Source organism: Dysgonomonas sp. HGC4 (genome assembly GCF_001261715.1).
Taxonomy (GTDB): domain Bacteria; phylum Bacteroidota; class Bacteroidia; order Bacteroidales; family Dysgonomonadaceae; genus Dysgonomonas_A.
In genome coordinates this window covers 1-23,093 of sequence record NZ_CVRU01000123.1, presented here as the reverse complement: position 1 = coordinate 23,093, position 23,093 = coordinate 1, and the positions used below count along the sequence as shown (strand labels likewise).

The following is a 23,093-nucleotide window of genomic DNA, read 5'->3' as shown; positions in this document are numbered from 1 at the left end:
ATGCTCTGTTAAGGTTGCTTCTTTATAGGTCTTAAGACCTTTTATTGTTGCACTCTATTGTATAATATACTTTTCGAAACCATCCGAAAAACGAATGCTATTATTTTTATCCATTAAAAAGCCCTCAACATCAAACTGACTTGATAATAGCTTCATTTTCTCCGTGAAACCATCTAATGTCTGATTGTATAAACCTGTTGATATAATATCGCCCACAAAACAATTGGTTGATATAATGCCAATTTGCTTATTCTCGGAAGGATAACCTGTTATTGGATTAATGATATGCCCATATCTTTTACCACCAATCTCTACAAAAGTCTTTGTTTGTGCCGAAGTCGAAAAACAAGCATTAGAAACCTTCAGCTTAAATAAGTTATCATCTGTTTTCAATGAGTTTTCTACATTTACAACCCAGTAAGGATGTACCGAGTTATTTAGCGTTTTGATCGTACTACCTCCTGCGTTAATAATGGCATCGGTAATACCTTCTTTTCTCATTTTCTGAACCAGTTTATCCACTGCATAAGACTTCATAAACGAACCTGTAATTATCTCCTGTCCTTCTGCAATCCGAACCTTAGAGCCTTCTATTTCTATTTTCTTATAGTTGACTAACTTCTTGGTAGCCTTAATTTCTTCTTTCAATGGTAAACGAGGGGCTTCATCTTTATAAAAACCCCATAAGCGAACCAAAGGCATTACGGTGATATCATAGCCACCATCAAACAAGTCCGAAAAGTATATAAGCTGTCTCAATAAACTTATAGTCTCCTCATCTACTTCTACAAAATGCCCGGCATTCTTATTTATTAAATCAAAAAAAGAACCTTCGCTATATGAATTATAATGTTTATCAACATCTTCTAATATAGCAAATAGTTCATCAAACAGGCTTTCATCACAGAAAACCGGTATTTTTATCTTAATATGTGCATGGAATAACCATCGCACCTGAGCTTTATATAAAAGTCCGTCATTCACTTGCAGCAGCAGATTCTTCTTGTACTGGTTCTATCTTTGTTTGAGCAGCAGCCTCTTTTACTTTTGGCGTTTCTTTCTTTTCAGCAACCTTAGCAGATTGCTCTTTTACGCTATTATCTTTAGGTTTAGGCTCAGAAGCCTTGGATATCTCTTTCTTTGAGACTTCCGAAACCTTTATTTCCTCCTCTTTAGGTGAAGAGCTATCATTATTAGGAGTTATAACCTCTGTCTCTTTTGTATCTACTTCCTCTGTGATTACAAGATTCTTATTTGCAATCTCTTTTTCTTCTGAATCAGGGGCTTTTAAGCCATCATTATCCTTAAATATAGTATCTATTGCAGCCTTGTTTCCAAAGACTATCAAAACAATACCAAACAGAAAAAGAATAATCTTCTTTACAGTTGTCATTTTATCTAGACATTAAGTTATTTTACTTACAAAAATACTCAATACGTAGTCGTATTGAGTATTAATTAACTATTTATAATAAAAAAAGAATCTTATTTAATAACAAATAAGATTCTTCAACTTATAGATATAGTCAATTATTCTTCAGGCATCATATTATGAAATACATTCTGAACATCTTCATCATCTTCAAACTTATCCAAAAGCTTATTTATTTGGGCTCTTTGCTCTTCAGTAACCTCTTTTAGCTCATGTGGAATTCTTTCAAACTCAGCACTATGAATTTCAAATCCGTTTTCCTCCAAATATTTTTGAATATCCGAGTAAGATTTAAATTCACCATATAAAAGTATATCTTCTTCGTCTTGCTCTATTTCATCTACACCATAGTCGATAAGTTCAAGTTCAAGATCTTCTAGAGAAACACCCTCTTTAGGTGATATTTTAAATACACATTTATGGTCGAATAGAAACTCTAAACTACCTGTTGTTCCTAATGATCCATTATTTTTATTGAAATAACTACGCACATTAGCAACTGTACGAGTGGGATTGTCTGTTGCCGTTTCTACTACAATTGCAATACCAAAGGGACCATATCCCTCGTAAGTAACTTCTTTATAGTCCGATTCGTCCTTAGAGATAGCTTTCTTAATTGCACGTTCAACGTTTTCTTTTGGCATATTCTCTTTCTTCGATTGCTGTATCAATACACGCAAACGAGGATTTGTATCAGCCTCAGGTCCTCCCTCTCTAACTGCAATAGTTATTTGTTTTCCTAATTTAGTAAATACACGAGCCATATTGCCCCAACGTTTCATCTTCGTTGCTTTTCGGTATTCAAATGCTCTTCCCATATCTATTATTATATTTCATTAATTTCTTTTCTGGCTACAAAAGTATAAAAAATAGCATACAGAAGAAACTATTAAGAGTAAGACCTTTTGATAACTACAAAAAAATATTTCCTCGAAGATCTTTTTATCCAAAACTAAATGCAAAAGCATTTCTATTAAGCTCATCGCCTCACTAATTATAATGATTTCGAGCTACTAATTTCACCATTATAGGTGATTGTATTGCTAGGACTATTTATATTACTTCACACGATTTTTATATAAAAAATAAACTCTAAAAAAATGAAATTTTATCTAATCTTAATGTGCTTATTTTTAAGTATATCCATTGCAACCGCAAAAGATATACAAGGTTTAATAAAAAACAGTGACGGCGAAGCTCTCGAATATGCAACTATCAGGCTAGATGGAACTAATTGGGGAACGACAACTAAATCAGACGGTACATTTTACTTCAAAAACATACCTGCCGGACAATATACACTAGTTGCTACACTTATCAATTATAATACCAAAACAGTAGAAATAGATGTCCTATCGAACTCTACAACTGATGTTGGAGAAATTACGATGGAACAAACAAGTCAAGCCCTTCACGAAGTTGTAGTTTCGACCTCCATGGATAGATATGTATCAAGACAGCCATCAAATTCAATCCGATTGGATCAACCCTTAGTGAAAATTCCTCAAAACATACAGATTGTAAACTCATCTATGATCGCTGATCAACAGATACTCAGCATGAGTGATGGTATTATTCGTAATGTAAGTGGAGCTACACGTCAGGAACATTGGGGCGATTTATATACCCGTGTAAATATGAGAGGTGGACGTGCTGCCGCTTTTAGAGAAGGGATGAATATTACATCAGATTGGGGACCATTAACGGAAGATATGAGTTTTGTTGAATCTATTGAATTCGTAAAAGGTCCTACCGGATTTATGATGTCGAACGGCGATCCTAGTGGGATTTACAATGTCGTTATGAAGAAGCCAACTGGACAAACGAAACATCAGGCATCACTTACATTAGGTAGTTATGACCTTTATAGAGCCAGTATCGATCTTGATGGAAAACTAGATCAATCGGGAAAACTATTGTATCGCCTAAATTTAATGGGACAACTTAAAAACTCGTTCCGTAATAACGAATTCAATAATAGATATAGTATTGCTCCTGTTATTTCTTATATTATTGATAACAACACAAAACTTACTGCAGAATATACATTACAGCATGTAGAGATGTCAAATATAAGCTCATATTATAGCTTCTCGACACAAGGTTACGGAACATTACCTCGAAATTTCACGATGTTATCAGGAGGAATGGAGCCTACTAAAATAAATGACCACAGTATAATTTTGAACCTTCAACACAATTTCGATCCCAACTGGAAGCTAACAGCACAAGCAGCTTATTTCAATTACAATCAAGTAGGTAGCTCCATGTGGCCAGATTCTATTAATAGTGAAGGATATATGAGACGTAGAGCAAGTGTATGGGATGCTATTTCTCAGATGAAATTTGGACAAGCTTATGTGAATGGCAAAGCCAAGACGGGAAGTGTTGTACATCGTATATTAGGAGGTTTAGATATGGGAAATAAGGAATATTGGGCAGATTGGATGCAATCTTTTGTTCTTGACACTATCGGCTCATTCAATATTTACAATCCTAATAATGGAGCGCCAGCTTTAGGTTATCCTGTATTCGACCGAAGTAAAAGAGTGAAAGAACGTGCAGGAGGTCCTCAAGTTACACAAACATATACAGGACTTTATTTGCAAGACGAGCTTTCTTTTTTTGACGAAAGTTTACGCTTAACATTAGCAGGTCGATATACTTATGTAAAAAGTAATTCTTATGGAACTTCGGTTGAAGAACGCAAATTCACTCCACGCTTAGGTCTTAGTTATTCCATAAACGAAAACACCTCATTATATGCTCTATATGACCAAACATTCTTACCTCAAAGTGGTTTGCGTCGCGATGGAAAAGGCATTAGATCAATCACAGGTAATAATATGGAGATTGGAGCCAAAAAACTTTGGTTTGGTGGAAAATGGAATAGTACATTATCATTATATCGCATCATTAAAAATAATCTTTTAGCTGCCGATCCTAATAATGCTTCAGGAGAAATATATGTTCTGGAAATAGGACAAAGTAGAGATCAAGGTATTGAGTTTGATCTACAAGGAGAAATACTTAAAGGTTTAAATATTGTTGCAAACTATGCCTTTACTGAATCTGAAGTGACCAAAAGCTCTTCCGAATATCCTAAGGGAACTCAACTACCGGGAGTAGCTAAACATACAATTAATGCCAATCTGAAATATAAATTCACGGAAAGTGTTTTGAGTGGCTTTAATATTCAGGCAGGATGTACATCTCTTATCGATAGATCTTCATGGTGGTCTGATAATACAGTAAAGGCAGAAGAACTACCTAACTATTTCCGTTTAGACGCTGGAGCGGGTTGGTCAAATGGAATATTAGCTATTAATTTAATGGTTAATAATGTACTTGACAGTTATTTATATTCGGGTAGTTTCAATAAAATAAATCACACGCCAGCCTATTATTGGCAAACTGAAGCTCCTGTAAACTATCGACTAAATATTACTTATAATTTCTAAGGTTATAGACCTATTTATTACTTTTGTAAACGTTTAAAAAACAACAGAATTTATCTTTAATGAAGAAACTATCATTCAAGCGAATAAGTTATCTATTGCATCTCTGGTTAGGAATGATTTCGGGTATTGTTGTATTCATTGTAGCAATTACGGGATGTATATATACTTTTCAGACAGAACTGCGTGATATATTTCAGCCCTACCAATACGTAGAAGTAGAAAACAAGCCATTTCTTTCTCCTTTGGAGCTTAAAGAAAAGTCAAAGCAGTACATATACGCGTCTCCAGCTGATACCAGTAACACCATTTATGGTGTTACTTATGGCAGACAAAACAAAGCAGCCACAGTAGCCTACGATCATCACGAAGATGGATATACCCTTTTGGTGCTAAACCCTTATTCAGGTGATTACATTAATAAGCAAGTCTTGAAAAATGATTTTTTCAGATTTATACTGTCAGGACATCGCAATCTATGGCTACCTTATTCTATTGGACATCAAATTGTGGGATGGGCTGTTTTGATCTTCGTCATTGTACTCATTACAGGTATCATTTTATGGATTCCTAAAAGATGGAATAAAAAATCCTTAAAGCCTCGACTTACAATTAAAAAGAAGGCAGGATTCTTTAGACTCAATTATGATCTCCACAATGTATTAGGTATCTATGCTGCACTTATTGCTTTGGTGATTGCATTAACTGGTCTTACTTGGAGTTTCGAATGGTATGCCAACTCATATTACAAAGTAATTTCGGGAGGTAAAGAGCCTAAAGAATGGCAGGTAGCACAATCTGATACTACAGCCATATCTAGTCTCGAAAATACGGCAGATATACTGTGGTCAAGAGTAAAAGCTGAATACCCTATTGGAAGGGAGGGTTCATTTATTTTCGACTTTCCCGATAAGAAAGCTGATGCATATCGTATTTGCTTTAACTCTGTTAACAACGATACATATTATAAAAGGCATTTTCGTTTCTTTGATCAGTATACGCTTAAAGAATTAGAAGGAGGCGGTATGTATGGTATAAAGTACGAAGATTCGTCTGCGGGTGATAAGTTCTATAGAATGACCTACGATATACACGTGGGAGCCATAGGTGGCTTTGCGGGTAAATTGCTGGTTTTCTTAGCTAGTTTGATTACAGCTAGTCTTCCTATCACAGGTTTTATACTTTGGTGGAAAAAAAGAAGTAAACAGAAGAAGTAATAAATTCATTAATACTAAAAAAGGATTCTGAATAACAGAATCCTTTTTTAGTATATAAAATAGATGTATAATACTATCTCAATTGAGCATTTAATTCCTGCTCTAGCGATTTTTGAATCTTTTGCATAATAGCATCAATCTGCTTATCAGTCAATGTTTTTTCATCATCTTGAATAACAAAGTTCACCGCATATGATTTTTTACCTTCAGGCAGGTTCTTACCCTCATATACATCGAATAAACTTACGTCCTTCAATAGTTTCTTTTCCGATTTATAAGCTATTTTTTCTATCTGTTCGAATAAAATATTTTTATCTAACAACAACGCTAAATCTCTTCTTACTTGAGGATATTTAGATATCTCTGTAAATGTAACTTTATGCTTTTTAGTTTCTTTCATCAAAGCATCCCAGTTCAATTCAGCAAAATACACCTCTGTATTTATATCCGCTTGCTTCAATATTTTTTTAGCCACAATACCTGCAGTACCTATAACTCTGCTACGAGTTTTAATAGTTAAAGCTACACTATAAATGTCATTCGAGAACTGTTCGTATTCGTATTGACCTTGAGACATTCCCAAACGAGACAATATATTCTCAACATATGCTTTCAATTGATACACTGATGATTTTTCGGTTGTAGTAGCCCAACTATTGCTGTTCGTATCACCACATAACCAAAGTCCCAGATGAAATTCTTCTGAATATTCTCTCAATGGTTTATCAGCCTCTTTTTTGTCTGCATCAAAATAATAACAATTACCAAATTCGTAGAATTTAAGATCGTTACTTCTTCTATTTCTATTGTATGCAATACTTTCTAAACCTCCGAAAAGTAAGGTTTGACGCATCACATTCAAGTCAGTGCTCAATGGATTCAGTAAACGAACACATTTCGAATCTGGATACGTTTCCAAGCCTGTATAATAAGCCTCTTTAGTCAAAGAGTTATTCATTATCTCATAAAAACCATCACCCGTAAGCTGCTCCGAAATCAGATTTTGTAAATCATAGCCTTTATCGGTAGGTGTTTGATAAGATAGATTAGATTTTAGAGACTCTCCTATTTCTATATTATTATATCCGTAAATACGAAGAATATCTTCAATAACATCTACGTCGCGCAGTACATCAACACGATAAGTAGGTATGCTTAATGTTAATTTATCATCAGATTCTCCTTTAATCTCTATCTCGAGACTAGCTAGAATAGATTTTACAGTTCCTTTATCCAGATCTTTACCAATTAGTGAATTTACTTTGGCATAAGAAAGTTCAACTATCGGATTCTCTATTCGAGTAGAATAAATGTCTTGAATTTCTCCCACAAAATTACCTCCTGCAACTTCCTTGATCAGCAAAGCTGCACGTTTCAAAACATATAATGTATCATTAGGATCAACACCACGTTCGAAACGGAATGATGAATCAGTACTCAATCCATGACGGCGCGCTGTTTTACGTACCCATGTAGGATTAAAATAAGCACATTCCAAGAATACATCGGTAGTACTTTCTGTCACTCCCGATTTCAGACCGCCAAAGACTCCACCAATACACATACCCTCTTTGTCGTTACAGATCATCAGATCCTTATCACTTAACGTATGATCTTGTTCATCCAAAGTAACAAATTTAGTACCCTCAGCTAGCGTCTTCACATAAACAGTACCTCCTGAAATTTCTTTCATATCGAAAGCATGCAAAGGATGCCCCATCTCGTGAAGTACATAATTGGTAATATCTACAATATTATTTATAGGGCGTAAACCAATTACATTAAGGCGATCTTTCAACCAATCAGGACTTTCTTTAACCGTAACTCCTTTTATTGTAATACCCGCATAACGAGGACAAGCTTCCTCATTCTCAACTATTACATTTATTCCTTTTTCTGTTGCATCAACAGTAAAAGCATCTACCGAAGGTCGATTTAAATCGGTTGCTTTTCCGTTTTGTTTCAAATAAGCAGCAAAATCACGAGCTACACCAAAGTGAGAAGCAGCATCTACCCTATTAGGAGTAATATCAACCTCTAATAAAAAATCACTTTTGATATTATAATAATCTTTGGCAAGTGTACCAACTTTTGCATCGGCAGGTAGAACAATAATACCATCATGGCTTGTTCCAAGACCGATTTCATCTTCGGCACAAATCATACCAAAAGATTCTTCGCCTCTTATTTTTGATTTCTTAATTGTAAAAGACTCTTCTCCCGAATAAAGCTTAGTGCCAACCAAAGCCACTATAACCTTTTGTCCGGCAGCAACATTAGCTGCTCCACATACTATTTGCAAAGGCTCTTCTTGACCTACATTTACGCTAGTAACATGTAAATGATCTGAATTGGGGTGATCTACACAAGTAAGCACCTCACCCACAACTAAACCTTCGAGTCCTCCTTTTACAGTTTGTATCTCTTCTACCCCTTCGGCTTCAAGCCCTATTGAAGTAAGAGCAGCAGCCACCTCATCGGGCAACAAATCGAAATTAATGTAGTCTTTTAACCAATTGTATGAAATATTCATATTCCAAATTGTTTCTTAGCTAACTTATTAGCTGTTTATATTTTATATAATACTATTTCTTTTAAAGCCAGAGTAAACATCCCATGAGTATATTCTCAGAATATAGCTTTCTACAACAGTTTTATCTATAAATAAAAGAGGTAAGAAGATATGAGACTTTCAGTCCGCCAAAATTACAAAATTTTCTTTGTCTACCCTAAAAAAAGAGGCTATCCATGCACTTTGCTGTAAAAAAAACCGAATATCGGTTACTTTATTATTAGATAAAATCTATATTGGCTGAAAACCTTTTGCACAAAACATTGTTATAAATCCGATATCTAGAATAAAGATAGCCTATTTTGATTTTGGAGTAAAGTGCCGTATCTTTGTGCCACTTTATTAAAAAGTATACTGATTCTAAGCGTAGAATCGGCCATTCCGAGAATCGGAAAGGCCTTATTCCGAGGGTGATCCTATGAATAAGGTCGTAGTTCTAACCAAAATATTATTTTATGAAGTATTTGAAGTATTTCTTGCTTGTAGCGATAGTGCTAATAACATCATCTTACACGCCAAGGACTTCGAGGATTTCGGAAGGTATTTACCCGGGAGACCTTATGCCTGAGCTGAAAATCAATAATGATTCAGGCACGAAGCTCGATTTAGAGCATCTGAAAGGAGTTAAAGTATTGGTAAGTTTTTGGGCTGCATACGATGCAGAATCCCACATGAAAAATGTTCTTTTATGGAATACCTTACAAAAAGAGAAGCACCCATTAGTTATGGTGTCTGTCTCATTTGACAAAAGTAAAGCGGTATTCGAAAAAACATTAAGTATTGACGGAATAAACGACAGGTATCAGTTTTTAGATACAAAGGGGTCGAATTCTGAAATTTATCAAAAGTATCAACTGGAGAAAGGATTTCAAAATTACCTGATTGACGAAAATGGCGTCATCATGGCAATTAATCTGACTCCTAAAGATTTGAACAGAATATTAGAAAAAAAGACATTGTAAATAAAAGAGCTATTCAATATTGAATAGCTCTTTTTTATTTTATCCGTCTTTTAAAACATCTTGCTTATCGGGTCCCCAAGGTTCAGGTGTAGAATTTTTATCAAAGGGATTGAAGTATTTGATATTGAATTTATCTAAATACTTGAGAAATATTTTTACACGACTCTCAAAACCAACGTAATTTCTATTGCTCACACTATTATCATACCAAGCATTTTCAGCAAGAGCCAATAAGCGAGGATATGTCATAAAATCGAGCCTTGCTTTATCCTTAATACGCTCTGTCCATACATTGGCTTGCATTCCCAATATTTGCTTAGGATGGCTAGCAATTAATTTAGATATACTTCCTGAGAAATCGTATACAGTTTCCAATTCATTAAAATCACCAGCCCAACGTCGTCCTATTTGATGACTATCATCTTGTACAAAGTCAAAATAGCAAGGTATGCGCGGAGTTAGAATAATATCAAACCCATTATTCAAAGCTTGAGTTAACAACTCTGGTTTATCATGCCTCCACCACATTATTATAGCTTTATCTGGTGATACACCGGTATTTATAATCTCGTCCCACCCAATCATCTTACGACCTTTCGCATTTACAATATCACAAGCTCTACGCACAAAATAATGCTCCAGACCTATTTCGTCCTTCAGATTATTATCTTTGATAAATTTCTGCATCAAAGGATCAGTAAACCATGATTGATTTCCAAAATGAACCTCATCTGCTCCAATATGAACGTATGGTGCTGGAAATAGCTGTACTATTTCATCAAAAACATTACTGATAAATTCATAAGTAGCCTCTTTTGCCGGATGAAAGGTAAAATCTTTCCAACGACCTTCACCACCTCCCGATACTTCGGGATACGAACGCCCTACTGCCGTAGCATGCCCTGGCATATCTATTTCGGGCACTACCATAATATGACGTTGAGCGGCATATTCAACTATCTCTTTTATCTCATCTTGTGTATAAAATGTGCTTGGGGCATCAATATCACTCCAACTACCTATTGAGCCTTCTTGAGTTAACAGAGGATATCTTTTTATTTCGATTCTCCATCCTTGTTCATCTGTTAAATGCCAATGAAAGACATTTAGCTTCAAACGAGCCATTATGTCCAGATATTGTTTTACAGCCTCTTTTCCCATGAAGTGGCGCGATTCGTCAAGCATGTACCCTCGCCATCCATACACGGGAGCATCTTCAATTGATACAACGGGGACAATCTGCTTACCATTCTCTATTTTTATCAATTGTGTTAAACTCTGAAGTGCATAGAACAAACCAACCTCAGTGGATGCTTTACAGAGTATCCTATCAGCCTGAACGTCGAGTGCATATGCTTCTTTTCCTAATTTAGAATCAAGTTGAAGCACAATAGAGTTTGCCACAGCTTTTCCATTTACATTTAGCTTAGGAGATGTATTAATAGAAAATTCATTTTCTAAAGTCCTTTGAAATGTTCCTGCGATGACTTTTAGATCATTACTAGCATAGAGTAAGCTTGTTTTCGGATTAAAAGTAAAAAAGCCTTCTCCCAAAGATACTTTTTGAGGTTTAGGAATTACATTTACATCTGAGTTTGCATAGGTATTTACCGATAATGCAAAAAACGAGAAAATGAGAATGATAACAGTAGATAATCGTGTTTTTCGAGTATTCATAGTAATAAATGCTATTATAAGGTTTCTATATCCAAATTTAAGATTTAATTATATTCTTTCCAACCCAAGTAGATCAATTATAAATAATACATTTGCAAATTAACATTTTAAGGTCTTAGTCTTATTTATTACTTCGGTATGTACAACACAAATAACTTGTAATAATAAGGAAGTAGTGCCATCAAAGATTTCAGTAAATCATTTTCAGTAAATAAAAAAGAAATATGCAAAAGGTAGTGATAAACAATAAAGAATATAATTACATCACTAATTATAAAGATAACGAAGTCCTGAGAAACAGCCTTTACGTTCAAACCCAGAAGATTTGGAAATTTGACTTCGAAAAATGGTATAAAAGTGGTCATTGGGAGGATAATTGCCTATTGTATTCTTTATTTGACGACAACAAAATAGTTTCCCATATTACAGTAAGTGTAATAGACTTTATTGTTCTTGGCAAGAAAAAACGATTCGTACAATTGGGTACAGTATGTACTGATGAAGAATATAGAAAACAGGGACTAAACAGATTCCTCTTAGAAAAAGTAATAGAGGAATGGAAAGAGAAGTCCGATCTAATTTATCTCTATGCCAATGATAGTGTTTTAGATTATTATCCTCTCTTTGGTTTTACTCCTGTTAATGAGTATCAAGCCATTAAGAAACTAGAGTATAAAGAAACTTCTCACATTGTCCGAAAGATGAACATAGACAATGCTAATGATTATAAACTACTATACGACAAGGCAAAGAATGCTGTTCCATTATTCAAAGTTTCTATGGTTGATAACGCAGGGCAAATAATGCTCTACTGCAACTACTTTGACAAATTTAGCTTCAAAGACAATCTATTTTACATTGAATCTATAGATACAGTTATTATTGCTGAGTATAACGAAAGTGACCTTATTCTATATGATATTCTATCAACAGAAGATCAGGATATAAATATTGTTATCAGTGCAATGATTACCGATCAAATACAAAATGTAATTATGCACTTCATGCCTATTGATAGTGAAAAATATGAAATAAAGCTCTTAAAGGAAGAAGACACTACCCTATTTATGATGGGTAATAGTAAAGAGCTGTTTGAGAAGAATAAACTTATCTTTCCGATCTTGTCTCACACTTAACAATAAAAAAAGAAGAGAATTACCCTTTAATGGAATAATTCTCTTCTTCTATGTTATAGATATTTCTATCTTAGAACCCCCATGCAAAACCAAACAAGAAGTTTACTTGCGCAAACCAGAAGTGTTGAGAAGCTTTATCGCGACTTGACGATGTTGTACGAATACTAGGCATATTAATATACCCTTGTTTACCTTCGCATCTTAGGAAGAATAAATCCCAAAGCAATACATCGGCAGCAATTTTACCACTCAAACCAAATCCAGCCACATGAAAATCGTCATGTCTCTCTTCATCAAACAACTTTACATTACTCTTAGGTAATAGAAAACCGGCTCCCACGCCTCCTATTCCATTTATTTTAAGAATACCATGTTTATAGAAGTTATGATAATATTCAAATTCTGAATTTATATAGTTCAATCCATCTGTATGTTCGAAAGTTAGAAAATCATCCGTCAATCTCACAGTTCCCTCAGGCGTTACGTGATCTTCAAAGCCAGGTCTTACCTTTCCTGAAATATTAACAGTCTGATTCTGATCCATTACATACTTCATGTGATCCACCCCTATATTTACAGCCATATTATCCTTAAAGAAATATCCGATCTTGAAATTTGTTTGAGGTATCGTTACACGATTAGGCTGTAAATAATTATGATAGTTTATTGCACTCAATTTGTCATGAGCAACAACACGATGCAAAGTAAAATCGTAATCGTCTCCGGTAAAATGTATTGTTGAGTTTGTGTAATGTGCCCTGTTCCATCCCCAAAAGGCATAAAATTTACCTTTTTTATAAGCTGGTTCAGTTTGTGCCATAGCTCCAATACTTGTAAGTAAAACAAGCGTTAATAATAAAAACTTTTTCATTTTCTTAATTTATATTAATTCCGAACTGCAAAGATACCTTATTTAATTTACACGAAAAACATTTTCCTTATAATTAATGCATATCTCGCCCTACCGACACTAACGTAACCGGTTTATATTTAAAGAAATACAGCAATATAATAACCAATAGTATAATACCCATTATTAACATATACCCGAGTATTTCTTTTATACTGATAGTAAGTGCTTGTATCTGCACTTTCGAATAAAGGGCATTTATAGCCATACGCTGAGCATCTTCTACACTCAATCCCTTAAGTAAAGAGCTTGCATAGGTTTGTGAATACAAACTATTTGCTAATGGATTAAGTTGGTCTACGCTTTCAGACAGATGTACTGTGTTTTCTTGTTGCAATCGGTACAACCAGTTAGTAAGAATACTGGAACCTATTGCAGGTGCAAGCACGGAACGGCATCCTATTAGAAAGAAAGCATTATATATAAGTTGTTCAGGTTGTAGCCCCTGAATAGCATAAACTGCTAATGCCACAAACAAGATAAGCATGCCAAGACCTTTCAAAAACATAGGAATATAAAGATCTTCGTATAAGCCCATTGGCTCAACATTAAAATAAAGTAAACCTATAGCCAATGTAAAACATGAAAAGCCGATAAATATAAGCCAAGCCATTCTTATAGCTTTCTTAAAGAAATAATAGCATATAAATCCACCTAAAATGATTCCGGGAATCATGAATAAATACAACTCATTAGATCTTGTAGTATCTAATCGTAGTACAGAGTTCACATAAGAGGCTGTAAGAATAGTAAAGGATGCAAAAAACATCATTATAAACGAAAAAAGGTACACAACTACCGAATTTCGATTTTTCATTACACTCAGATCAACAAAAGGTCTACCATCCGTTATTAACTGTCGCCGTATAAACATCCATCCAACAATAGGTATTAAGACCGCTGCCATCACTATATTATTTGAAGCAAACCAATCATTTGTTTTCCCATAAGTAACTACATACAGTATACACATAAAAAGCAGTGAACATTGGAAGAAGCTATACCAATCTATTTCTTTATATGGAATACGAATCAATTTACGTCCGAATGCCATAAATATTACCACCAATGCCATAGCAAATAAAAGCAAGGCTATCAAGAAATAGTACATATGCTGCCATTGATAGCGATAGGCAAATTCTGCGGTAAGCACAAGAGACAACTGCCCCAGTGTTAAAGTGATCGGATAGAATTTAGAATAAAACTCATTACGGGTATTACTCGGACTAAAAATCGGCATTATTATCGCAATAATTTCCAGTAGAGTAAATGCTTTAAAGTAACCTATAAAAAAGCTGCAAATAGTTATTACCTCCATAGAGGTGGTTATTGCACAAATCCAACTCAATATAAACTGACAAAAGAGAACTACAAGAATAATAGTTTTAGATGTTGCAACAGGTTTTATGAGAGGAATAATGGGATATGCTATCGCCATACCAGCCGAAGCTGCATAATATGCCATATTTATATCTTCGGACAACACACCTAAAGCTCCAGAAATATCAATACTACTACCAGTATAAGCCCCATTGATAAGCATTACGGGAATCAACACAAGTAAAGCCACCACACAAACTAACCATTGTGGCACCCAACTTCTAAAATGTTGACTATTGTTATTAACCGCCATTACTTCTCTTTCTTTCTTAAAATCTTATATATGCCTATTATTTGGTCATGTATAAATGAAACAAGTAAGTATCATTCAAAGAATATCTAACCCTTATTTTGATTTTATAGCCTCTGTTTCAACCATCATCCCCGCTCTTAGTTTTTCCATATCCTCATCCGAAATATCCACAAAATCAATTCTTACAGGAATACGTTGTTGTATTTTCACGAAGTTTCCTGCCGAATTATCTGTGGGTAATAGAGAGTACTTAGAACCTGTGGCTAAAGAAATAGAAGTTACCTTTCCTTTAAATACCTTATCGGCGATGGCATCTACTTTAATGTTTATTTCCTGACCGATGTAAATATTCTCAATTTGCTTCTCTTTATAATTTGCAATAACCCATTTACCTTCGTCTCTTACAATATTCGTCACCGTTTGACCTGCTTGTACCAATTGACCTTCTTCTAACGTACGACGTCCTAAGTATCCTGAATACGGTGCAGTAATTACGGTATAAGACAAATTCAACTTAGCTAAAGCTAAATCGGCTTCTTTTCTAAGAATATTAGCATCTGTGTTGCTTCTTTTTTTCTGAGTTTCGGTCGACATAGATCGTAACGATTCTTGTTGCATCATCAAAGAGTTGTAATGAGCCTTCATGGCTTCATATTCTGTCTTTGCCTGATCGTATTGTTGATGTGAAACAGCATCTGCTTCCAGTAAGTTAGTATATCTCTTATAGTCCTGCTCAGACTTCCACAAGCGGGCTTTGGCTTCTTCAATATTAGCTTGCGATACAGCAACGTTACTTGTGGTAGTGCTAATACTTGATGTCAACACTTCTGCAGATGCTTCTGCATCTTTTAGTGCAGCTTCTGCATCCATAAGTTTCAGACGGTATTCTCGGTCATCAATAATCAAAAGTGTATCGCCCTCATGTACCATTTGATGATCAGTAAAATATATTTTACTGATATATCCTGTCACACGTGTATTAATAGGCGAAATATATTGCTCTATGGTTGCATCGTTCGTAATTTCATATCTATAATAATTAATGAAAAAATTACACGCCCATACAATACCTGCAATCGCTAAAAGGATAGTTATTCCATTTAAGACAAAGTTTCGACGTCTTTTGTTTCTTAGTTTCAGATATATTCGTCGGAGCTCCTTTTTCGCTTCAATTTCCGATTGATCTATGTCCATAAATATTAATTACTGCTTTTTATTATAAGTTAGCCTATTTGTATCTTCAATCTTATAGTCTGCCACACACATTTAGTAACTGATAGTATGTGTATACAGCATTCGTACGGGCTGCTGTTAGTTGCAATTCGGCATCAAGTTGCATTGCATTTGCATCCAAAAGATCCGTTAATATAGATAGCTGATTAAAATATTTTTTATTCACAATTCGGTAATTCTCATTTGCTTGCTCTACCGATGTTTCAAGTGCTTTTATACGCATCAAAGCTTCTTTATGCTTCAAGTAAGCAGATTTTACGATACCTCTTATATTTTGCTTCTGCTGCTCTTCTTCCAATTGCTGCAAGCTTATCTGGGTCTTTGCTGCCGAAAGAGAATGTTTCCTATCAAACAAAGAAGATATCTTATAGGATAAATTTAAAGTTATCCCCCATGAGTCAATAAACAAATCCTGAACGGGCGAAGTATTTGGTAATGGTCTTTGAAAAGTATTCCCGAATTGCAATGATAAGCTCGGTCGAAAATCAGCTTTCGTAATATCAAGATTGTTTTTTGCCAAAGCAATATTTGTTTTAGCAATACGCATTTCAGGATAATCATGATAAGCTGTCTGAATATAATTATCGATGCCTTCGTCAATATTCATCTTTAAATTCAAAAAAGCCGAGTCAGGCTCATAAAGCAAATCCTCATCCATACCTAATGCTATTGCCAATTGCTGACAAACAAGTGTGATACCATTAGTCGTTTCCTGATACGACAAATCAAAGTTGGTTAGCTCTATTTCACTTCGTAAAACATCGTTCGAAGTAATCATTCCCTCTTCACGCATCTTACGAATATCTTGTAGCCTACGCTTAGCTTCATCAATATTTATAGAGTATATTGCTCTTTGTCTGTAAAGATTATAAAGATCGAGATATTTACCTACTAACCATATTTTCAGATTAGCCTTGTCTTGTGTTAATGACAACTGAGCTAGTTCCTGCTCCAACTCCGACCTCTTTATATTGTTACTTATACGACCACCTTCGTACAAAGGTTGCACGGCACTCAATTGGTAGTTTTGTCTCCAATCGGGGGCTGATGTATGTTTTACAAACGATAAGTCTTTATCGAAGATAGTAGATGTACCCACATAACCAAATTGGCCAGTAACTGCAACATCAGGCAAGCGTTTGTTTTTTGCTAATGAATTTTTATCATTAGCAATCTCAACCTTTAAGTATGTAGATTGAATTACGATACTATGCTCTACTCCTTTTTCGAATAGCTCTTCTACTGAAAGTTTATACTGAGCTTTCGCTTCTGAAGATATAAGAATTATAAGTAGGAGAAGCGATAATGAAATTATTTTATTTAATATTTTAATCATTGCTTATTATTCCACTTAATTCTGTCATATAATCGACACAAAATTGCAGTTTATTTTTGTCTGTCGTTTCTTCTACTTTATGATACACAGTTTCAACAATAATTTTAATCTGTTGGTGTAAAGCTTGTCCCTCTTCTGTAAGAACTATTAACTTACTCCTTTTATCTTGATGACTTTCGGTACGAGCTATCAAGTTTCTCTTTTCCATATTATTTAATAAATACGAAAGACTCGATTTGTCTTTATGAGTTTGATTAGCCAAGTCCTGTTGATTCACGGCATCTTTTCGGTACAAACACCTCATTACCTGAATCATTTCAAAAGTTAAATCAATACCCTGTTCTTTAATCCTTTTTTGTATAGCTTGTCTGTAGGAAGCCTGCACCATTAGTAGTGCATATACAAATTCTTGCATTTTAACAATCTTTTCTATTTGACGTACAAATATACAACAAAATAAAACATTAGTTGAATATTCAACTAATAAATTCCATAGAAATAATATTTCATTATACAGAAAGAACCTGCATAATAAATAATATATGCAGGTTCTTTAATTTTTTAATCGAGAATATAAGTAAGAACTTAGTTATTCATTCTTCCATTCTTCATATCCTCCATCTATACTATAAACAGTATCAAAGCCCTGCGCTGTTAAATATTGAGCTAAAGATTGACTGCTATTACCATGGTAACACATAACCAAAACTGGAATCTGCTTCTCTGTACCAACTATGAAGTCTGATAGATTTTCTTGAGTCAGATGTAATGCACTCTCATCATGCCCCTCATTATAACTCTGAGAGTCTCTCATATCAATCAATATGGCTTTTTTATTTGCTGCTAGTACCTCTTTAGCTACTTCCTTACTTATTCTCTGAAACATATCTAAATTCTTTTCTTTATTTTAAATTATAAACACTTATATATAACCCCTATTTCGATTTATTGTTCTATTAATCTAAACTAAACGTCATTTCATACAAGCCTAAAAAATAAGAAAAACCAATATCTGGCAATATTTTAATTAGGCTAATGCTTTCATCCAGAGTTACAAGCTTTATTACATCACTTTCGGTTTTATCTTTCAACTCACTTACAATAAGTTGTTCTAGGTTTTTATTCTCCCAACCCTTCAAAACTCTCAATTGAGGAATATCGCCTCGTTTTTTGTGAATAAAACCAAACCCTATTACTTCTCCATCAATAGATACTGAGCAATACTCATAATTATCAATATTATTGAGAATGGATATTTTTTGATTTTGCCATGATGGCATAAATGGATGAAAGTTTGCCTCATCAATATCCACATAGTTCGTCTTATCATATCCTACAGTATAGTCATTCGCCAAAACACCCAAAACATCCTCTTTATTTATTTTAAAAGACTTGAAACGACGTTGAACTCCAAATCCATTTTTACGATAAAGATCTATCGCAGGCGTATTATTTTCTAACACTTCTAATAGAAAGATATCAACATTATCCTTCTTCAATAAGTCGACCAATTTGATAAAGAGATCATTCGCAATAGCTTTACGCCTAAAGCTCGGTATTACACCAGTTCCTCCATTGTAGCAATATTTCTTACCATCTATTTCTCGATAACCACATAATATAAATCCGACTAACTTTCCATCACTAAAACATCCGACCGAATAACCAAAGTCAATATCCCTAGTTATAATCATCTCTTCAAATTGGTCGATAGGCATTTCCATAGGAATCTCATAGTCCGAAAAAGATTCCATAAATGCTTCATATACTTGTTTTAAAGATATATTTTCAAGTGAACAAATTTCCAAATTTCCCATTAACTCAACATTTTTTATTGAACAATATAGATTAACAATTACAAAAGATTACAAAAAAGCAGAATCAGCTTTCACTGATTCTGCTTTATATAATAATTTCTCAAAATATTACTTCTTATCTTCAGTCTCTTTATACCATTTATTTAGGTGATTATCAACAAAAACAAAGAAGAAATGATTTTTATACATATCCTTATATTCCAATGTCTCTTGTTGTTTACCCTGCACCTCATTTATACCAGATGTCGCATATTTATCACCCATAAGCGATACAACTTCTTGCTTTGTCATACCTAACTCTATTTGCTTTAGAGCCGAATTATAAACTTTCATAGAACCACAAGCTGAAAGAACTGTAGCAATAAATGCTATAAAAAGTATCTTTTTCATACGATAATCGTTTTTATTTATCAAATAAACGCTTTACTAGACCGATAAGTTCGAAATATTCGGACTTCTAAAACAAAAATACTCTATAAAAACAAAAGAATCAATATTTGGCGACTATAAATTACCCGACTTTCTAACTATATTTAAACAACCAAGAATAAATATCTATGAAACGACTATTAACTGCCTTATTGATACTTTCAATACATCTTACCTTAAATGCTCAAATCTACAATACAGCAATGAGGATAGAGTACGATGTCTACTATATAAAAAGTAATGACACAATTAAAAGTATGTTATATCTTGAATGTACAGGAAATAAATGGAGTTTTCAAAATAAATATATAGATGATAGTTGGACAATTCGTTGGATTCAACAAGACTCAAAAACAGGGGAAGATTATATTACAGAAACTGGAATAAAAGAAACATCCGACAAGCTATTTCTGCACCCTCCTCGCTCCAAAGAATACGCAATTCTGGAGTTTTGTCCATTTCCTTTAATTCACTACCCTCTAGAAATAGGCAATAACTGGGAATGGGAACTGGAAAATATCCCAGAAATCTATTACAGAGCCCTCCATAATCCAACTAAACAGAAAATCTCTGTAAGAAACAAATACAAGATCACTAAAAAGATTTCATGGTTTTACAAAAAAGCAAATAAATATATAGAGTGTTTTAAAGTGGAATCTATCGGTGAAACTTCTATAGGAACGACAAAACTAACTTTTTATTTCTCGCCTCAATATGGTTTCATTTACCTAAACTTTGAAACACTTAATAAGGATAGATTTATATTAAAGTTCAAAGAACAAACCGTAAGTTTTAAATTTCAGAATAAATCAAATAGATTAATTAATCCCTTTAATTAAGATTATCCTACTATTCCACACTCACGATATTTTACTTTTTTATTTTCAGGGGAGCAAAAAGAGTCATTATACATTTTGTATATTTGAGTTTATTAATCTATCTAAAACTATAAAGGATGAAAACTCTTATAATTTTATCATTCGCCACACTCCTACTTAACCTTTCATCTTGCGGAACAGGTGAACCGCTTGTTCGAACCAAAACACAAAACAACAGCACTTATAAGGTAGATTATCTATTTGAACATGATGGATGCAAAGTTTATCGTTTTGAAGATGATGGTAAATATGTATATTTCACCAATTGCATTGGGGATGTAAGTGTTTTAAAAAGCGACTCAACCCGCACACAGATACAAACTGTAGGAAGACATAACTGAAAGTATTCGTTCTAAAAATATAATCTCTTTAATGTAATAATAACAAAGATATAATATAAAAAGAAGAGAGAGAATATAATTCCCTCTCTTCAAGTGAAACTATCACTTTATTTTTATATCTAGTCAAAAGTTACATACATATTCTGGAACATATGTTCGACTAGACACTATCTCTTGTCCTGTCGCTTTCACTTTCATCGTTACAGTAACATTCACTGCATAATTACCTGGATATATAGAAGGCTTACCATTAATTGTACAATTGCTTAATATTAGAGGAAGTTTACTCAACATCACTCGACTAACACCATTACAATTAGAAAAACCTTGACTTGTATAATCGGTGTAATTAGAAGCATAGGATGAAGCTGGAACGACATAATCCCCCCAACTACCTAATCCTAATGCATATGCTGCTCCCGGACGAAGAATCGTTTTATTTTCACCTTTCTCATCATGATATAATTCAGGATGAATAGCTCCTGCATAATAAGTCTTGGAACCATATTGAACTTCTCTGTAATTTTGGCCCGTGTATTTACGAGTAGAATATTGCTCAAAAATCTCATTCCACTTAGGACCAACATATTCCACTATTTTTGCATCAACCTTACATTCAACCTCACTTGATATTAATGGATTTACAACTAAATCTATTGATGGATAGAAAGCAACTTGATAATACTCAAAAGCTTTTAAAGTACCAGAACGAGGTTGCCCTACAAAATGCTCTGCTGAAGCTGTCAACTTTGGAGCAGTCCTTAAATTCCAAGCTCCCATAATTGAAGCATCTATATTTGTTAGAGGTTTAACAATTCCAACTAGATCTCCTGTAATTGTTCCAGTTGTTGTTATTTGTCCAGAGGTAGTTAACTCGACAGTCTGTATCACCGGTTGGGATACAGTCTTGCTACCCAAAAACGAACCAAATAGAGCATTAAGTCCAGAGCTGATTAATGAGGTCACACCGCCACTTGCCAATGATGCAACAACATTAGGAATTCCCTTAAAGATCCCCTCTTTAGGTATATCTTTTGATTTAGTAGCCACTTTTTTCAGCCAACTTTCGGCTGCATCTCCACCTGCTTTTGCGATAGATGCTCCTTCTTTAGCATATTTTCCTTCGGTTGTAGAAGAATGATCAGTTACAATTGTCCCCTTAGTAGTTTCAGTATAATTACCAGTTAATTCAACCTTACTTATATTAAGACTCTTTGAATACACATTTAACTTGCCTTTTAATGGTGTATAGGTTACAGGCAATTCAAAACAGTTCCACCCTTGTTGTAAACCATTAGTTCCACCAGCTTCCAGCGCTGCCACCCCAATAAATTGTTGTCTAACATCAGACATTGGAGTGGTAAAATATGGACCTTGATTAAAGTATCCACATTTATTTTCATCAAGTAACTGCCAAATAACATTATTATTCAGAACTTTACTTACTGAATAATAGAAAATTTTTAAAACTCCGGTATATTTATTGTAAAATATTAAATAATCTGTCCCTTCTTCTTTACTTGCTGTACTCAAAAAGTTCCATCCATCTTGCTTCTTTATATCAGTTCTCTTATCAAGAGGTATAGCCGTTGGTGCACTAGGCATCCATGGCAAATCAACAGGAGTGGGTAATTGAGTTATTTTGATTTGAGTTTGAGTTTCCCAATTATTTTCAAAACCAGAGGGATGCAAAGACCTTAAGGCTGGCTCATCTGATACTTGAGAAGTAATAATTTCTTCATTTTCACAGGAAGTAAAAAAAAGGCTGACAGAGAGCCAGACCAAAGCTAATAAATGTCTTTTTTTCATAATTTGTTTAGATAAAATTTGTTTGTTGTTTATGTTTAAGGAAGGTTCAAGGTTTAAGAGATCTAACAGTAAAATATTTGTGTCGTTTTCATTTATAAAAAATTCTTATAAGGTTAATCATAGCCTTATGTACATTCTGAAAAAGTTTGATTAGAACAAATATATATATTTTTCCGATTCAACCCCCAATTCACAGAAAAAAGATTACAACAAAAGAGAAAGCATCTAATTTCTTAGATGCTTTCTCTTTTGT

The 23,093-nt window shown here is 34.0% G+C and carries 20 protein-coding genes; 6 read left to right on the top strand and 14 right to left on the bottom strand.

Translation table 11 applies throughout. The features are described from left to right. Window positions 1-54: 54 nt before the first annotated feature. From HGC4_RS12845 to HGC4_RS12835, 3 genes are all read right to left on the bottom strand, one after another. Window positions 55-984, bottom strand: coding sequence for an FAD:protein FMN transferase (locus HGC4_RS12845; RefSeq protein ID WP_050710543.1), 930 nt, complete (start codon window positions 982-984; stop codon window positions 55-57). Then, on the bottom strand, window positions 977-1,393 hold the full coding sequence (locus tag HGC4_RS12840; protein ID WP_050710542.1) for a hypothetical protein: 417 nt from the start codon (window positions 1,391-1,393) through the stop codon (window positions 977-979). The genes HGC4_RS12845 and HGC4_RS12840 overlap by 8 nt, the downstream gene beginning before the upstream one ends. A gap of 137 nt (window positions 1,394-1,530) precedes the next feature. Further along, complete coding sequence (locus HGC4_RS12835) at window positions 1,531-2,250, bottom strand: YebC/PmpR family DNA-binding transcriptional regulator (RefSeq protein WP_050710541.1); 720 nt, start codon at window positions 2,248-2,250, stop codon at window positions 1,531-1,533. Between the two features lie 282 nt (window positions 2,251-2,532). Between HGC4_RS12835 and HGC4_RS12830 the strand changes: the two genes are divergently transcribed. Beyond that, window positions 2,533-4,893, top strand: a complete 2,361-nt coding sequence (locus HGC4_RS12830; protein WP_050710540.1) for a TonB-dependent receptor — start codon at window positions 2,533-2,535, stop codon at window positions 4,891-4,893. Window positions 4,894-4,952: 59 nt separating this feature from the next. Then, complete coding sequence (locus HGC4_RS12825; protein ID WP_050710539.1) at window positions 4,953-6,107, top strand: PepSY-associated TM helix domain-containing protein; 1,155 nt, start codon at window positions 4,953-4,955, stop codon at window positions 6,105-6,107. A gap of 73 nt (window positions 6,108-6,180) precedes the next feature. Here HGC4_RS12825 and pheT read toward each other — a convergent pair whose 3' ends face one another. Next, window positions 6,181-8,640, bottom strand: a complete 2,460-nt coding sequence (pheT, locus tag HGC4_RS12820) for a phenylalanine--tRNA ligase subunit beta (protein WP_050710538.1) — start codon at window positions 8,638-8,640, stop codon at window positions 6,181-6,183. A gap of 494 nt (window positions 8,641-9,134) precedes the next feature. On the opposite strand from pheT, the gene HGC4_RS12815 reads away from it, so the two are divergent. Next, window positions 9,135-9,641, top strand: coding sequence for a TlpA family protein disulfide reductase (locus HGC4_RS12815; RefSeq protein WP_050710537.1), 507 nt, complete (start codon window positions 9,135-9,137; stop codon window positions 9,639-9,641). Between the two features lie 39 nt (window positions 9,642-9,680). Here HGC4_RS12815 and HGC4_RS12810 read toward each other — a convergent pair whose 3' ends face one another. Then, entirely contained in the window at window positions 9,681-11,318 is a 1,638-nt protein-coding gene (locus HGC4_RS12810) for a beta-N-acetylhexosaminidase (protein ID WP_050710536.1), read from the bottom strand. Window positions 11,319-11,542: 224 nt separating this feature from the next. Here HGC4_RS12810 and HGC4_RS12805 point away from each other — a divergent pair, with 224 nt between their 5' ends. After that, on the top strand, window positions 11,543-12,454 hold the full coding sequence (locus HGC4_RS12805) for a GNAT family N-acetyltransferase (RefSeq protein WP_050710535.1): 912 nt from the start codon (window positions 11,543-11,545) through the stop codon (window positions 12,452-12,454). Window positions 12,455-12,524: 70 nt separating this feature from the next. Here the strand turns inward: HGC4_RS12805 and HGC4_RS12800 are convergent, their stop codons facing one another. The 8 genes from HGC4_RS12800 to HGC4_RS12765 all read right to left on the bottom strand — a co-directional run bounded on the left by HGC4_RS12800 (window position 12,525) and on the right by HGC4_RS12765 (window position 19,773). Then, window positions 12,525-13,325 carry a hypothetical protein gene (locus tag HGC4_RS12800; protein ID WP_050710534.1) on the bottom strand — a complete coding sequence of 267 codons (801 nt, stop codon included), beginning with the start codon at window positions 13,323-13,325 and terminating at the stop codon, window positions 12,525-12,527. A gap of 73 nt (window positions 13,326-13,398) precedes the next feature. Then, window positions 13,399-14,997: an MFS transporter gene (locus HGC4_RS12795; RefSeq protein ID WP_050710533.1), complete on the bottom strand. Its 1,599-nt coding sequence runs from the start codon at window positions 14,995-14,997 to the stop codon at window positions 13,399-13,401. A gap of 93 nt (window positions 14,998-15,090) precedes the next feature. Then, window positions 15,091-16,191 carry an HlyD family secretion protein gene (locus HGC4_RS12790; RefSeq protein ID WP_050710532.1) on the bottom strand — a complete coding sequence of 367 codons (1,101 nt, stop codon included), beginning with the start codon at window positions 16,189-16,191 and terminating at the stop codon, window positions 15,091-15,093. Between the two features lie 52 nt (window positions 16,192-16,243). Next, window positions 16,244-17,566, bottom strand: coding sequence for a TolC family protein (locus HGC4_RS12785; protein WP_050710531.1), 1,323 nt, complete (start codon window positions 17,564-17,566; stop codon window positions 16,244-16,246). Beyond that, window positions 17,559-17,981, bottom strand: coding sequence for a MarR family winged helix-turn-helix transcriptional regulator (locus HGC4_RS12780; protein ID WP_050710530.1), 423 nt, complete (start codon window positions 17,979-17,981; stop codon window positions 17,559-17,561). Before HGC4_RS12780 ends, HGC4_RS12785 begins: the two co-directional genes overlap by 8 nt. A 174-nt stretch (window positions 17,982-18,155) precedes the next feature. Beyond that, window positions 18,156-18,452, bottom strand: a complete 297-nt coding sequence (gene glpE / locus HGC4_RS12775; protein ID WP_050710529.1) for a thiosulfate sulfurtransferase GlpE — start codon at window positions 18,450-18,452, stop codon at window positions 18,156-18,158. A gap of 70 nt (window positions 18,453-18,522) precedes the next feature. Beyond that, a complete protein-coding gene (locus tag HGC4_RS12770) occupies window positions 18,523-19,383 on the bottom strand; it encodes a GNAT family N-acetyltransferase (RefSeq protein ID WP_050710528.1) in 861 nt (286 codons plus the stop codon). 108 nt (window positions 19,384-19,491) lie between these two features. Next, window positions 19,492-19,773 (bottom strand): lipoprotein, encoded by a 282-nt coding sequence (locus HGC4_RS12765; protein ID WP_050710527.1) that lies wholly within the window; start codon window positions 19,771-19,773, stop codon window positions 19,492-19,494. A gap of 167 nt (window positions 19,774-19,940) precedes the next feature. On the opposite strand from HGC4_RS12765, the gene HGC4_RS12760 reads away from it, so the two are divergent. Together HGC4_RS12760 and HGC4_RS12755 are read left to right on the top strand one after the other, a co-directional pair. After that, complete coding sequence (locus HGC4_RS12760; protein ID WP_050710526.1) at window positions 19,941-20,651, top strand: hypothetical protein; 711 nt, start codon at window positions 19,941-19,943, stop codon at window positions 20,649-20,651. Between the two features lie 116 nt (window positions 20,652-20,767). Then, window positions 20,768-21,031, top strand: a complete 264-nt coding sequence (locus HGC4_RS12755; RefSeq protein WP_050710525.1) for a DUF4884 domain-containing protein — start codon at window positions 20,768-20,770, stop codon at window positions 21,029-21,031. A 123-nt stretch (window positions 21,032-21,154) separates the two neighbouring features. Here the strand turns inward: HGC4_RS12755 and HGC4_RS12750 are convergent, their stop codons facing one another. Further along, window positions 21,155-22,840: a hypothetical protein gene (locus HGC4_RS12750; protein WP_050710524.1), complete on the bottom strand. Its 1,686-nt coding sequence runs from the start codon at window positions 22,838-22,840 to the stop codon at window positions 21,155-21,157. Between the last annotated feature and the right edge of the window lie 253 nt (window positions 22,841-23,093).

What these genes read in the sequence shown, in the direction of transcription:
- HGC4_RS12840 (WP_050710542.1), bottom strand. Translation starts at nt 1,393, where the DNA reads ATGACAACTGTAAAGAAGATTATTCTTTTTCTGTTTGGTATTGTTTTG.
- HGC4_RS12835 (WP_050710541.1), bottom strand. Translation starts at nt 2,250, where the DNA reads ATGGGAAGAGCATTTGAATACCGAAAAGCAACGAAGATGAAACGTTGG.
- HGC4_RS12830 (WP_050710540.1), top strand. Translation starts at nt 2,533, where the DNA reads ATGAAATTTTATCTAATCTTAATGTGCTTATTTTTAAGTATATCCATT.
- HGC4_RS12825 (WP_050710539.1), top strand. Translation starts at nt 4,953, where the DNA reads ATGAAGAAACTATCATTCAAGCGAATAAGTTATCTATTGCATCTCTGG.
- pheT (WP_050710538.1), bottom strand. Translation starts at nt 8,640, where the DNA reads ATGAATATTTCATACAATTGGTTAAAAGACTACATTAATTTCGATTTG.
- HGC4_RS12815 (WP_050710537.1), top strand. Translation starts at nt 9,135, where the DNA reads ATGAAGTATTTGAAGTATTTCTTGCTTGTAGCGATAGTGCTAATAACA.
- HGC4_RS12810 (WP_050710536.1), bottom strand. Translation starts at nt 11,318, where the DNA reads ATGAATACTCGAAAAACACGATTATCTACTGTTATCATTCTCATTTTC.
- HGC4_RS12805 (WP_050710535.1), top strand. Translation starts at nt 11,543, where the DNA reads ATGCAAAAGGTAGTGATAAACAATAAAGAATATAATTACATCACTAAT.
- HGC4_RS12800 (WP_050710534.1), bottom strand. Translation starts at nt 13,325, where the DNA reads ATGAAAAAGTTTTTATTATTAACGCTTGTTTTACTTACAAGTATTGGA.
- HGC4_RS12795 (WP_050710533.1), bottom strand. Translation starts at nt 14,997, where the DNA reads ATGGCGGTTAATAACAATAGTCAACATTTTAGAAGTTGGGTGCCACAA.
- HGC4_RS12790 (WP_050710532.1), bottom strand. Translation starts at nt 16,191, where the DNA reads ATGGACATAGATCAATCGGAAATTGAAGCGAAAAAGGAGCTCCGACGA.
- HGC4_RS12785 (WP_050710531.1), bottom strand. Translation starts at nt 17,566, where the DNA reads ATGATTAAAATATTAAATAAAATAATTTCATTATCGCTTCTCCTACTT.
- HGC4_RS12780 (WP_050710530.1), bottom strand. Translation starts at nt 17,981, where the DNA reads ATGCAAGAATTTGTATATGCACTACTAATGGTGCAGGCTTCCTACAGA.
- glpE (WP_050710529.1), bottom strand. Translation starts at nt 18,452, where the DNA reads ATGTTTCAGAGAATAAGTAAGGAAGTAGCTAAAGAGGTACTAGCAGCA.
- HGC4_RS12770 (WP_050710528.1), bottom strand. Translation starts at nt 19,383, where the DNA reads ATGGGAAATTTGGAAATTTGTTCACTTGAAAATATATCTTTAAAACAA.
- HGC4_RS12765 (WP_050710527.1), bottom strand. Translation starts at nt 19,773, where the DNA reads ATGAAAAAGATACTTTTTATAGCATTTATTGCTACAGTTCTTTCAGCT.
- HGC4_RS12760 (WP_050710526.1), top strand. Translation starts at nt 19,941, where the DNA reads ATGAAACGACTATTAACTGCCTTATTGATACTTTCAATACATCTTACC.
- HGC4_RS12755 (WP_050710525.1), top strand. Translation starts at nt 20,768, where the DNA reads ATGAAAACTCTTATAATTTTATCATTCGCCACACTCCTACTTAACCTT.
- HGC4_RS12750 (WP_050710524.1), bottom strand. Translation starts at nt 22,840, where the DNA reads ATGAAAAAAAGACATTTATTAGCTTTGGTCTGGCTCTCTGTCAGCCTT.